Source organism: Pseudomonas saponiphila, assembly GCF_900105185.1.
In the GTDB taxonomy this organism is placed as follows: Bacteria; Pseudomonadota; Gammaproteobacteria; order Pseudomonadales; family Pseudomonadaceae; genus Aquipseudomonas; species Aquipseudomonas saponiphila.
This window is the reverse complement of sequence record NZ_FNTJ01000001.1, coordinates 3917898-3929730: the sequence shown is the minus strand read 5'-3', so window position 1 is coordinate 3929730 and position 11833 is coordinate 3917898. Positions and strand designations below refer to the sequence as shown.

The following is an 11833-nucleotide window of genomic DNA, read 5'->3' as shown; positions in this document are numbered from 1 at the left end:
AAGTACGCAATGGATCGCCATGCCTGGCTCAAGGCCTTGAACAAACTGCTGACGCTGGTGCAACAGCTGGTGTTGCTCAGTGGCTGGTTTCTTGCCGCTCTGATGCTGGGGCTCACCATCAAATCCGAGTGGCAGCCCTTTCTGGCGATGTTTCTGGCTTCGCTGCTGGTGATCGTCGGCGTGCTGGTGCATGAGGGCGGGCATTACCTGGGAGCCCGCTGTTGCGGGATGCCGGTGCTGCAGGTGCGGATCGCCGCCGTGGAACTGCAGGCGCTGCGCCGCGGCTGGCGCCTGCGCTGGTCGCCGCAGCTCAAGCGCAGCCGCCTGGGAGGCTATGTGATGGTGGCGAGCAATGCGCAACGGCCCTTGCGTGGCCAGTGGATGGTGATGGCTCTGGGTGGGCCGCTGCTGAACCTGCTGGTGGGAGGCGCGGCGATTGGCCTCGGGTTGCTCTGGCAAGGGGTTCCCGGTGCCATTGCCCTGGCCTTTGCCATCGTCAATCTGGTGCTGGGCGTGGGTAACCTGCTGCCGGTGCATGGGGTACTGCCCAGCGACGGCATGCTCCTGCTGGGCTGGTATCTGCATCGCGACGACCAGCGTCCGGAATTGGCCCAGGCGCGCCTGCTGGCCCTGACCGTGGCCGGCGTTCCCAGCGCCCAGTTGCCGGCGCCAGACCTGGAGCGCCTGGCCCGGGGCACGGTGGCCGAAGCCTTGGTTGCCTTCGGTTATCGGCTCAATGCGAGGCAGGATCGGGGCGACTGGTCCGAGGTGCTGCAGATGGAGCAGGAGCTGGATCAGTTGCTTGCCGCCAGGGCCGGGGAGCTCACAGGGATGAGCGTCCTGATCGAGTTGTTGCGCGGCGAGTTGGTCTTCAGCCGTGCCTATCTGCAGCGCGACGCCAGCATCCTCAAGAGCCTCCCGTTGGGAGCCGATGTCGACTGGTACGCGCCTTGGCTGCGGCCGCGATGCCTGGCTTTGCAGGCGATCCTCGAGGGGGATCGGCAGCAGGGCGAGGCGTATGTGCAACAGGCACTGCAGGCGGCGCAGAGCTGCGTGGTGTTATCCCAGGGCAAGAGTGAAGCCTTGCTGGCCGAACACCTGCGGGCCCTGCCGGTGCCATAGCACGGCCGTTGCGGGGTGTTCGCCAGATCCATGGGCTCCTCGGCCACAGGCACCGTAGGCGCTGGCTTGCCAGCGAAGGTGTCCCTTAGAACGATGCAGGGCTCAAGGGCCTCTTCGCCAGCAAGCTGGCTCCTACAGGTGTGTGCGGTGCGGCGGATGATCGTAGGAGCTGGCTTGCCAGCGAAGGCGTCCGCAGGAACGCTGCATAGCCCAGGGCCCTGTTCGCCGGCAAGCCGGTTCCTGCAAGGGGCGGGCAGTAGTCAGGAAGTGGAGGGCAGTGTGTGAAAGAGATCGGTATGCGGGCGCAAAACTCTTATACTCCGGCGCTTTATTTTCCCTACCAGCCAGAGGAACGCCCCGTGGCCAACGAACCGGATCAGGATTTCTTCAACCGCGCCGATGCCATCATCGAGTTGACCAACTCCCACATCGCCGACAGCAGCCGGGGCAAGGCCAGCGCCTCGCTGATGTATGCCAACGCGCGCTTCAGTGCCTGGGTCAGCGCCTGCGGCTGCCGTAGTGCCGAGGAACTGGAAGCGGCCAAGCAACAGGCAGTGGACTATTTCCTGGAGGAGTTCCGCCTGATGCTCGAAGAGAACCTCGCCGATTACATCGAGAATTTCCCGCGCTACATGAGCGGCAAGCAGGACTGAAAGGTCGAACGCCGTCGCTGAGTCAGCGGCGGGTTGTGTGATCTGCGTCACTCTTTGCTCAAGTGATCCCTGCTCCTGGTCGATAAGCTCTGAATGCCTATTGATATGGAGTTCGTCATGGCCTTGCTACCGGTTCGTCTGTCTCATCGTTTGACCCTCGGCAGTATTTTGCTGCTGCTGTTCACGGCGTTGGCGGTATTTGCCGTGATGACGTTACGGGGGCAGCCCAAAGTGGTGGAGGCGAGCTCGGCATTGATCGAACAGACCGGCAGCGCCATCGTCCGCCAACTGGCCTTGCAGTTGGCCGGGATCGAGGGCGTGACGGCCAGCATGGCCCACCTGGTGGAAGGGCTGCCCAGGGAACAGGCGCTGTTCATGGCCACCTTGCCCAAGGTCATCGACCACGAAGGCGACAAGGCGATTGCCGGCGGTGGCATCTGGCCGGAACCCGGTGCCTTCGCGGCGGGCGTGGAGCGCCGCAGTTTCTTCTGGGCCCGCAGCGACGCCGGGCCCCTGGCGTTCTCCGATGACTACAACGCTGCCGGCAGCGCCGGTTATCACCATGAAGCCTGGTACACCGGCGCGCGCAACAGTGCGCCGGGGCGTTGCCTGTGGTCCGAGGCTTACCAGGACCCGGTGACCCGGGTGCCGATGACCACCTGCAGCGTGCCGTATCGCCAGGATGGCCGCTTTGCCGGGGTCGCCACCATCGACCTGCGCCTGGATGATCTGGCGCGTTTTCTCAAGGAGCAGGGCGCGGTCACCGGCGGTTATGCCTTTGCCCTGGATCAGGCTGGCAATGTGCTGTATTTCCCCGAGGCCCAGGCCAGCGCCGACGGGCAGATGCTCAGCTTCGAGGCCCTGAGCAAACAGCAGCCCTGGCTGCTCCCGGTCGCCGCAGCCCTGGCCAAGGCGGCACCTGCCGGGCAGGTGCGTAGCCTGGATCTGGAGGAGGATGGCCGCTTGCAGGAAGCGGCGCGGGTCAGCCTGTTCAGCATGCCCGGCAGCGGCTGGACCATCGGCCTGGTGACCCCGGAGCAGAAGGTCACCGGCCTGGCCCGGGCCATGACCACCGAGATCCTGCTGTTCCTGCTGCCGTTGCTGGCGCTGCTGTTGTTCTTCGCCTGGCTGGCCGGGCACAAGCTGATTGCCCAACTGGACGAAACCACCCAGCAGATCGATGCGCTGGGCCGTGGCCAGGCTACTGACAATGCCGAGTTGCACGTGGCCCGGGCCGATGAGATTGGTGCCTTGCGCGGCGCGGTGAACCGCTATGCCGGGCAACTGCGGCAGATGCTGCAGAAGATCGCCAACGAAGCCCAGCAACTGCAGAACGAAGCCGCGCGCCTGGGTGAACTCAGCAGCACCCTGGCCCAGCGCGCCGAGCAGCAACGCCAGGAAAACACCCAGTTGGCCACGGCCATTACCCAGATGTCCTCCAGTGCTCTTGAAGTGGCGCAGAACACCAACAACTGCGCCGACACCGCACGCCAGTCCCTGGTGGTGGTGCAGGACGGCCAGCAGCGGGTGGCGGCCAACAGTCAGTCGATCCAGCAACTGTCCACGGAAATGGCCGAGGCGGCGGCGGTGATCCAGCGTCTGGAGCAGGACAGCCAGCAGGTCGGCGCGGTGCTGGATGTGATCAAGGCCATCTCCGAGCAGACCAACCTGCTGGCCCTCAACGCCGCCATCGAGGCGGCCCGGGCCGGCGAGCAGGGCCGCGGCTTTGCCGTGGTGGCGGATGAAGTGCGAACCCTGGCCGGACGGACCCAGACCTCGGCCAACGAGATCAGCGGCATGATCGGCGATCTGCAGCAGGCCTCACGCCAGGCGGTGCAGGCGATCCAGGCCGGTGAATCGCGTACCCGTGAAGCGGTGGGCGAGGCTTCCGGCGCCTCGGATGCGCTGTCGAGCACCGTCACCAGTTTCGACGATATCTCCCAGCGTGCGCAGCAGATTGCCGTGGCCGCGCAGCAGCAAAGCCATGTGACCCAGGAGATCAACGAACTGGCGGTGCGCATCCACGGCATCAGCGAGGACAACGCCCGGGACGCCCAGGCCCTGGACAAGGTCAGCGAGGCCATGCAGGCCCTGTCCGGGCGCTTGTCGCACCTGAGCCAAGGCCACAGCTGAAGGCTCACCCACCCGGGTCGCCGGCGGTCCGGGTGGGTGTCAGCTGCTTCCCCGGGCCGCCGGTGTCGGCCCGATTCAGCCCAGGCTGAGCCGCACCAGCTGAAAGTTCAGCCACAGCCCAAAGGCCACCCAGCCAAAGCCCAGCAGCCCGCACACCAGCGGTTTGCCCGCGGTCTTGTGCGGCGCGAGAAAGACCGCGATGGCGGCGCCGATCAGCGCACCCGGAAAATCGAACAGGTAGAACAGCCAGCCCATGGTGTCGACCGATGAGTTGATCCACAGGCAGAACAACTGCAGGTGCGCCGCCAGGGCCAGGGCCACGCCGGTGAACAGCGCCGGGGCAGGGCGGGTGGCCAGCAGCAGTCCGAGTATCAGCCCCTGGGGTAGCCAGTAGGCGGCGAAGTTTTCCCAGAAATAATCCATCGGTTGCCAGGCCCGGACGATTGCCAGGGACAGCCCCCAGAACAGTGCGGCGGCAGCGGGCAGATGATTTGGGGAGAGCAGACGCAAGGTGCGGGAAGGCATGCAGGATCTCGGTAAGGCGACAGGGGATCAACCGTGCTGGCGGTCGGGAGTCATGGCCATCAGCGCGAAGCCCGAGGGGGCGGTGGCAGACGCCCGGCGAGCCGCGCCACCCTTGCGTGGCTCAGGAGCATGCCCAGGGTGATGGGGCGCTGCAGATCGGCTGCGGACGGGGGCGGAATCTAGCACAGGGTGATCGCTGACATGGCGTTACCTGCATGAGTCTGCTGAGGTCCGATGCGCCGCCTGCTCCGACCGGCTGTCAGGGTGGCTCGGCGAGGCTTGTCGGTGGCCGCGCCCGAGCTAGGCTTTGCCTGCACACCCCACCAAGGAGCAGGTCATCGTGAGCACCCTTCGCACGCCTTCCTTAGGCCCGATCGTCGGGCACACCACCGACACTTCCTGCCGTTTATGGATCGCCGCTTCCGATGCCCTGGACGAGAAGGGCGTGGCGGAGGATATCCGCACCATCGGCGTCATTGGCGTGGTCAGCAGTAACGGCCGGGTCGCCGCGGAAAACATCTTCTACTTTCGCTTGCGACGTGAGTACCACCGGACCGGCACCTTCAATCTCGGGGTGGATACCAGCCTGTGGGGCAGCGAGGCCGCGCGCAAGCAGCTCAAGCCCTTTGCGCTGACGCCGAGCACCCGCTACCGAGTGCGCATGGCCTCGCTCAACGTCGATGACGCGGGCAACAACGATGACGAGGTGTCCAGCGAGTCGGTGGTACAGCGCCTGCCCGAGCCCGGGGCCTGGGCCAATGACCTGAACCGCAGTGGCGCCGACAAGATGTACGTCGAGGCCGAATTCACCACCCGGGCCAGCGCGGTGCCGGGCAAGGCATCGGACCTGAGCTTCCTGCTGGGCTCGTGCCGCTACCCGGGGCTGCTGTGGAAACGCAAGAACTCCGACACGATCTTCGGGCCGATGCTCAGCAAACACGCCGACGCGCAGATGGTGCTGATGGTCGGCGACCAGATCTACGCCGACCTGTTCAACCGCCTGGTGCCGGTGGGGCTGGCGGACACCTTCGAGGAGTTCGAGGAGCGCTACCACAGCGCCTTCGGCTCACCGAACATCCGCCAACTGCTGGCCCACATGCCCACGTACATGATCCTTGATGACCACGAGATCGAGGACAACTGGACCCAGGACCGAATCCGCAAGGACCGTGACAAGCGCCTGCTGTTCAACCTCGCCATGGGCGCCTACATGAGCTACCAGTGGAGCCATGGGCCGCGCTTTGCCGACAGCTATGTGCATGGCCGGACCATGACCGGTGACGATCAGTACCTGCAGCAGTTGCAGACCAACCAGCTGTTCTATGACTTTTCCTGTGGCCACTACCCGTTCTTCGTCCTCGACACCCGTACCCAGCGTTTTCTCGACGATGTGCCGGACGCCCTGGACGACAACCACCTGCTGGGCCGCCCCTCACTGCACCGCAGCGAGCCGGGTCAGCTCGACCGGCTGTGTGCCTGGCTGCAGCACATGCAAGAGGATCGGGGCAATGTGCCCAAGTTCGTGGTCACCTCCAGCGTCTTCGTGCCCAATGGCGTGGACACCGTGGGCAACGACTCTGACGCGGTACGCCACAAGAACGACAGCGACTCCTGGTCGGCTTTCCCCACCACGCGCCGCGCCGTGCTGGAAACCCTGGTCGAGCACCAGGTGCAGAACGTGGTGTTCCTGTCCGGGGACATTCACTGCTCGAACATTTCCCGCTTGCAGTTCAGCGCCGCGGGGCAGGGGCTCAAGTGCTACGCGGTCACCTCGTCGGCGTTCTACTGGCCCTTTCCCTTTGCCGACGGCGATCCGGCCGGGTACGTGCACGACTCGACGGCGCCGCAAACGCCGGACAGCTTTGCGCTCTTCGACGGTACGCAGACCATGGACTACCAGACCTGGGCCTTCACCCAGGCGGACAACTTTGCCCGCCTGGACCTGAAGCCCGATGACGCTCAACTGGTGGTGCAGTTCTACGGTGCCGACGGTGAGCCGCTGGTGACCCGCAAGCAGGACGACAGCGTGGACAACCAGCCGCAACGGCTGCAGCTGGAGCCCTGGTAACGGGGCGTTACAGCCTCAGTTCCAGCGCCAGCAGATCCGCCAGGGGCTGGCGCCGGCGGATCAGTTTCGGCTGGCCGTTGGCGAACAGCACTTCCGGCAGCAGCGGCCGGCTGTTGTAGTTGGAGGACATGCTGGCGCCGTAGGCGCCGGTGTCGTGCAGCACCAGCAGGTCGCCGACCCGGGCCTGAGGCAGCAGGCGCGGGGTCAGGCATTCGTCGTCCTGGGTGAAGATGTCACCGGATTCACACAGTGGGCCGCCGACCACGGTCAACTGCTGCGGGCGGTCCACCGCCTGGCCGGCGGCATCCAGCAGGCTCATGCCGTGGTAGGCGCCGTACATGGCCGGGCGCATCAGGTCGTTGAAACCGGTGTCCACCAGCACGAAGTGGTGCTGGCCGGCGCTCTTCACCACTCGCACTTCGCTGACCAGGCAACCGGCCTCGGCCACCAGGAAACGCCCGGGTTCGATCTCCATGCGCACGCCGTGGCCCAAGTAGGCCTCGATCTCCTGGCGCGCGACCTTCCAGGCATTGGCGTAGCGCTGCACGTCCACCGGGGTGTCGCCGTCGCGGTAAGGGGTGGACAGGCCGCCGCCGATGGAGAAGGCCTCGATGTCGTGGTCCAGGGATTTCACCGCCGCCACCATGGCCGCGCCCACTTGCTCCAGGTGGTCGTAGTCGACCCCGGAACCGATGTGCATGTGCAGGCCCACCAGGTGCAGGCGGTATTGGCGGATCACCGCCAGGGCTTCGCCGACCTGGTCGTGCCAGATACCGTGCTTGCTGTTCTCGCCGCCGGTGTTGGTCTTGCGGCTGTGGCCGTGGCCGAAGCCCGGGTTGATCCGCAGCCACACCCGGTGTCCCGGGGACTGCTCCCCGAGCTGGCGCAGCATGTCGATGGAGCCGGCGTTGACTTCCACCTGCAGCTCCACCACGCGCTTGAGGGTGGCTTCGTCGAACAGGTCGCAGGTGAAGACGATGCCGGCATCCACCGGGCTGAAGCCGGCCAGCAGGGCGCGCTCGATTTCCCCCAGGGACACCGCGTCGACCCGCACTCCGGCTTCGCCGATCAGGCGCAGCAGGTGCAGGTTGGATGAGGCTTTCTGGGCGTAGCGCACCACGTCGAAGGCCTGCAGTTGGGCGATGCGCGCCTGGATGGTGGCGGCGTCGTAGCACCACAGCGGAGTGCCGTATTGACGGGCGGCGGCGGCGAGTTGAGCGGGGGCGAAGGGAATGGCCATGGCGATTGCAATCTGTGGTCAGTGAGAGTGGTTGCAGCATGCCGAGGATTGGCTATTCAATAAAATATCTATTCTTTGTTAGTCAATTCAGATTTGATATGGCCTGGTTGATCGAACGAGCCTCTGTTGATGGACATCTCCCTGCGCCATATCGAAGTCTTCCGCGCCATCATGCAGGCCGGCAGCGTCACCGGCGCCGCGCGCCTGCTGTTTACCTCGCAACCCACGATCAGCCGCGAACTGGCGCGGTTGGAAAGCCTTTCCGGGCTGCGTCTGTTCGACCGCGAAGGCGGGCGCCTGCTGCCCACCGCCCAGGCCCTGCTGTTGCTGGAGGAAGTGGAGCGGGCCTATGTGGGGCTGGAACGAATCAACAGCGTGGCCCAGTCGATCCGCCGTTTCGAACACGGCCAGTTGAGCCTCAGTTGCCTGCCGCTGTTTTCCCAGACCCTGTTGCCCCGAGTGTGCCAGCGCTTCTTGCAACAGCATCCGGGGATCGGCCTGAGCATCACCGCTCAGGAGTCGCCGCTGCTGGAAGAGTCCCTCAGCGCCCAGCGCCATGACCTGGGCCTGACCGAAAGCGAGCACCTGCCCCGGGGCACCCAGGGCGAGTTGCTGTTCTGCGCCGACATGGTCTGCATCCTCGCGGACCAGCATCCGTTGCTGGCCAAGCCACGGTTGGCGCTGGAGGATTTTCGCGGCCAGGATTTCATCAACCTCTCGGGCCTGGATATCTACCGGCAGACCCTGGACGAGCATTTTCGCCAGGCCGGGGTCGATCGCCGGGTGGTGGTGGAAACCACCAACGCCGCCTCGGTGTGCGCCATGGTGCGCCAGCAACTGGGCGTGGCGATCATCAATCCCTTGAGCGCCATGGAGGAAGTCGGACGCGGCCTGGCGATCCGGCCGCTGGCGTTTTCGGTGCCGTACCGGGTGATGCTGATCCGCCCGGACTACCGGCCGTCATCGAGTTTTGTCGAGGGTTTCTGCGGTTCCTTGCGGGCCCAGGCCAAGGCGCTGGAACAGCAAGTCGGGCGGATAGCGCAGGGCGCTTCGCAGGGCCGGGGGTGAGTCGGCGCGGCGAATGGGGCCGTCAATGGACGGTCGATGGGGTTGTGGATGGGGTCCAGCTGGACCTGGCGTAACGGGGCATGTGCTGGCGAAGGCGCTCTTGCAAACACCACAACCGTAGGAGCCAGCTTGCTGGCGAAAGCGCTCTTGCAAACATCACAACCGTAGGAGCCAGCTTGCTGGCGAAGGCGCTTTTGCAAACACCACAACCGTAGGAGCCAGCTTGCTGGCGAAAGCGCTCTTGCAAACATCACAACCGTAGGAGCCAGCTTGCTGGCGAAGGCGCTTTCACGGACGCCTTCGCTGGCAAGCCAGCTCCTACGGGGGGAGGGGGTGGGGGGGAGGGCCGCGCGGTTAGCGTTCGATGGCCAATGCCACGCCCTGGCCGCCGCCGATGCACAGGGTCGCCAGGCCTTTCTTGGCATCGCGCTTGAGCATTTCATGCAGCAGGGTCACCAGCACCCGGCAGCCCGAAGCGCCAATCGGGTGGCCGATGGCAATCGCGCCGCCGTTGACGTTGACCTTGCTCGCATCCCAGCCAAGCTCCTTGCCCACCGACAGCGATTGCGCGGCGAAGGCCTCGTTGGCTTCGATCAGGTCCAGTTGTTCCAGGGTCCAGCCGGCCTTGTCCAGGCAGCGGCGGGTGGCCGACACCGGGCCGATGCCCATGATCGCCGGGTCGACCCCGGCGTTGGCGTAGGCGGCGATCCTGGCCAGCACTGGCAGGCCCAGGGCCCGGGCCTTGCTGGCGCTCATCAGTATCACTGCGGCGGCGCCATCGTTCAGCGACGAGGCGTTGCCGGCGGTCACGCTGCCGTCTTTCTTGAACGCCGGCTTGAGCTTGGCCAGGGCTTCGGCAGTGGTGCCGGGTCGCGGTTGCTCGTCGGTGGCAAAACTCAGTGGCTCGCCCTTGCGCTGGGGAATCTGGATCGGGGTGATCTCGTCGACAAAACGCCCGGCTTCGATCGCCGCCACGGCCTTCTGCTGGGAGGCGACGGCGAAGGCGTCCTGGGCTTCACGGCTGATGCCGTACTTGTCCACCAGGTTCTCGGCGGTGATGCCCATGTGGTAGTCGTTGAAGGCGTCCCACAGGCCGTCGCTGATCATGGTGTCGATCATCTGGCTGTGGCCCATGCGCAGGCCGGTGCGGGCCCCGGGCAGCACGTAGTTGGACAGGCTCATGTTTTCCTGGCCGCCGGCGATGATCACCTCGGCATCGCCGCAGCGGATGGCCTGGGCGCCCAGGTGCAGGGCCTTGAGGCCCGAGCCGCAGACCTTGTTCAGGGTCATGGCGGGCACGGCGTGGGGCAAGCCGGCCTTGATCGCCGCTTGGCGGGCGGGGTTCTGCCCGGCGCCGGCGGTGAGCACCTGGCCCATGATCACTTCGTCGACCTGGGCCGGGTCGATGCCGGTCTGGGCCAGCAGCTGGCGGATCACCGCGGCGCCCAGGTCGACGGCGGGAATGCCCGCCAGCGAGCCCTGGAAACTGCCCACGGCGGTACGGGTGGCGGCAACGATAACGACGTCTTGCATGATGGGCTCCTTAAGCGAACTGCATTTCAGGCACGTGGTCCGGCACGATCAGCTTGCCGGCGGTCTTGCTGACGATTTCCTCGACGCTGACCCCGGGGGCGCGTTCCTTGAGGATGAAGGCGCCGTTCTCGATCTCCAGGTAGGCGAGGTCGGTGAGCACGCGCTTGATGCACTGGGCGCCGGTCAGCGGCAGGCTGCAGCGGTTCAGCAGTTTGGATTCGCCGTCTTTCGAGGCGTGGGTCATGGTCACGATGATGTTCTCGGCGCCGGCCACCAGGTCCATGGCGCCACCCATGCCCTTGACCAGCTTGCCGGGAATCATCCACGAGGCGATGTTGCCCTGCACGTCCACCTCGAAGGCACCGAGCACGGTGAGGTCGATGTGGCCGCCGCGGATCATCGCGAAGGATTCGGCGGAGGAGAAGATCGAGGCGCCGATGCGCGCGGTGACCGTCTGCTTGCCGGCGTTGATCATGTCGGCGTCGACCTGGTCTTCGGTAGGGAAGGCGCCCATGCCCAGCAGGCCGTTTTCCGATTGCAGCATGACTTCCATGCCGTCGGGGATGTAGTTGGCCACCAGGGTCGGGATGCCGATGCCGAGGTTGACGTAGAAGCCGTCCTGCAGTTCGCGGGCGACGCGCTGAGCCATTTGTTCGCGGGTAAGAGCCATGTTGGTTGTCCTTATTAGTCGGGCTGGGGAAGGGCGATCACTTGCGCACGGTGCGCTGTTCGATGCGCTTCTCGAAGGTGCCGCAGATGACCCGGTCGACGTAGATGCCGGGGGTGTGGATCTGCGTCGGGTCCAGCTCGCCCGGCTCGACGATCTCTTCCACTTCGACCACGGTGATCTTGCCGGCAGTGGCCGCCAGGGGGTTGAAGTTCTGCGCGGTGTGGCGATAGATCACGTTGCCGAAATGGTCGGCCTTCCAGCCCTTGACGATGGCGAAGTCGCCGGTGATGGACTCTTCCATCAGGTAGGTGCGGCCCTTGAATTCGCGGGTTTCCTTGCCGTCGGCCACCGGGGTGCCGACGCCGGTGGCGGTGAAGAAGGCCGGGATCCCGGCGCCGCCGGCGCGCATTTTTTCCGCCAGGGTGCCTTGAGGGGTCAGCACCACTTCGATCTCGCCGCTGAGCAGTTGCTTCTCGAACAGGGCGTTTTCACCGACGTAAGAGGCGACCACCTTGCTGATCTGGCGGTCTTCCAGCAGCACCCCCAGGCCGAAACCGTCGACCCCGCAGTTGTTCGACACCACCGTCAGGTCGCGAGTGCCGCGACGCTTGATCTCGGCGATCAGGTTCTCGGGGATACCGCACAGGCCGAAGCCGCCGGCGATCACGGTCATGCCGTCTTGCAGACCTTCCAGGGCTTCCTCGTAGGACGCCACACGCTTATCGAAACCTGCCATTTGCACCATCCTCTTTCTTGTTCGTTGGCGGCTGGCCAGCCGTTTGCGGATCAGTGTTGCGCTGCTTGATTGATTTGTTAAGTTG

At 65.4% G+C, this 11833-nt stretch carries 10 protein-coding genes and 1 pseudogene; 6 read left to right on the top strand and 5 right to left on the bottom strand.

Annotated elements, in window-relative coordinates:
- Window positions 1-9: 9 nt before the first annotated feature.
- From BLV47_RS18235 to BLV47_RS37075, 4 genes and pseudogenes are all read left to right on the top strand, one after another.
- Window positions 10-1122 carry a M50 family metallopeptidase gene (locus BLV47_RS18235; protein ID WP_092315846.1) on the top strand — a complete coding sequence of 371 codons (1113 nt, stop codon included), beginning with the start codon at window positions 10-12 and terminating at the stop codon, window positions 1120-1122.
- A gap of 359 nt (window positions 1123-1481) precedes the next feature.
- A complete protein-coding gene (locus BLV47_RS18230; RefSeq protein ID WP_092317305.1) occupies window positions 1482-1775 on the top strand; it encodes a DUF3144 domain-containing protein in 294 nt (97 codons plus the stop codon).
- A 93-nt stretch (window positions 1776-1868) separates the two neighbouring features.
- Window positions 1869-2786 (top strand): annotated as a pseudogene (locus BLV47_RS37080) (cache domain-containing protein); the annotation flags it as partial.
- A complete protein-coding gene (locus tag BLV47_RS37075) occupies window positions 2772-3908 on the top strand; it encodes a methyl-accepting chemotaxis protein (protein WP_425272176.1) in 1137 nt (378 codons plus the stop codon). The pseudogene BLV47_RS37080 and the gene BLV47_RS37075, both read left to right, overlap by 15 nt.
- Before the next feature lie 75 nt (window positions 3909-3983).
- Here the strand turns inward: BLV47_RS37075 and BLV47_RS18220 are convergent, their stop codons facing one another.
- Window positions 3984-4433, bottom strand: coding sequence for a hypothetical protein (locus tag BLV47_RS18220; protein WP_092315842.1), 450 nt, complete (start codon window positions 4431-4433; stop codon window positions 3984-3986).
- A 340-nt stretch (window positions 4434-4773) separates the two neighbouring features.
- On the opposite strand from BLV47_RS18220, the gene BLV47_RS18215 reads away from it, so the two are divergent.
- Window positions 4774-6501 (top strand): alkaline phosphatase D family protein, encoded by a 1728-nt coding sequence (locus BLV47_RS18215; RefSeq protein WP_244168906.1) that lies wholly within the window; start codon window positions 4774-4776, stop codon window positions 6499-6501.
- Between the two features lie 7 nt (window positions 6502-6508).
- Here BLV47_RS18215 and lysA read toward each other — a convergent pair whose 3' ends face one another.
- Window positions 6509-7741, bottom strand: coding sequence for a diaminopimelate decarboxylase (lysA, locus tag BLV47_RS18210; protein WP_092315840.1), 1233 nt, complete (start codon window positions 7739-7741; stop codon window positions 6509-6511).
- A gap of 129 nt (window positions 7742-7870) precedes the next feature.
- Between lysA and BLV47_RS18205 the strand changes: the two genes are divergently transcribed.
- Window positions 7871-8809, top strand: coding sequence for a LysR family transcriptional regulator (locus BLV47_RS18205; RefSeq protein WP_092315838.1), 939 nt, complete (start codon window positions 7871-7873; stop codon window positions 8807-8809).
- A 354-nt stretch (window positions 8810-9163) separates the two neighbouring features.
- Here the strand turns inward: BLV47_RS18205 and BLV47_RS18200 are convergent, their stop codons facing one another.
- The 3 genes from BLV47_RS18200 to BLV47_RS18190 are packed head-to-tail and all read right to left on the bottom strand — an operon-like array spanning window position 9164 to window position 11748.
- The gene (locus tag BLV47_RS18200; RefSeq protein ID WP_092315836.1) at window positions 9164-10342 is read right to left on the bottom strand and encodes an acetyl-CoA C-acetyltransferase; all 1179 of its coding nucleotides are present in this window, start codon (window positions 10340-10342) and stop codon (window positions 9164-9166) included.
- Window positions 10343-10352: 10 nt separating this feature from the next.
- Entirely contained in the window at window positions 10353-11012 is a 660-nt protein-coding gene (locus BLV47_RS18195; RefSeq protein ID WP_092315834.1) for a CoA transferase subunit B, read from the bottom strand.
- A 37-nt stretch (window positions 11013-11049) separates the two neighbouring features.
- The gene (locus tag BLV47_RS18190; RefSeq protein WP_092317299.1) at window positions 11050-11748 is read right to left on the bottom strand and encodes a CoA transferase subunit A; all 699 of its coding nucleotides are present in this window, start codon (window positions 11746-11748) and stop codon (window positions 11050-11052) included.
- Window positions 11749-11833 lie beyond the last annotated feature (85 nt).

What these genes read in the sequence shown, in the direction of transcription:
- BLV47_RS18195 (WP_092315834.1), bottom strand. Translation starts at nt 11,012, where the DNA reads ATGGCTCTTACCCGCGAACAAATGGCTCAGCGCGTCGCCCGCGAACTG.
- lysA (WP_092315840.1), bottom strand. Translation starts at nt 7,741, where the DNA reads ATGGCCATTCCCTTCGCCCCCGCTCAACTCGCCGCCGCCGCCCGTCAA.
- BLV47_RS18190 (WP_092317299.1), bottom strand. Translation starts at nt 11,748, where the DNA reads ATGGCAGGTTTCGATAAGCGTGTGGCGTCCTACGAGGAAGCCCTGGAA.
- BLV47_RS18205 (WP_092315838.1), top strand. Translation starts at nt 7,871, where the DNA reads ATGGACATCTCCCTGCGCCATATCGAAGTCTTCCGCGCCATCATGCAG.
- BLV47_RS18200 (WP_092315836.1), bottom strand. Translation starts at nt 10,342, where the DNA reads ATGCAAGACGTCGTTATCGTTGCCGCCACCCGTACCGCCGTGGGCAGT.
- BLV47_RS18235 (WP_092315846.1), top strand. Translation starts at nt 10, where the DNA reads ATGGATCGCCATGCCTGGCTCAAGGCCTTGAACAAACTGCTGACGCTG.
- BLV47_RS18220 (WP_092315842.1), bottom strand. Translation starts at nt 4,433, where the DNA reads ATGCCTTCCCGCACCTTGCGTCTGCTCTCCCCAAATCATCTGCCCGCT.
- BLV47_RS37075 (WP_425272176.1), top strand. Translation starts at nt 2,772, where the DNA reads ATGCCCGGCAGCGGCTGGACCATCGGCCTGGTGACCCCGGAGCAGAAG.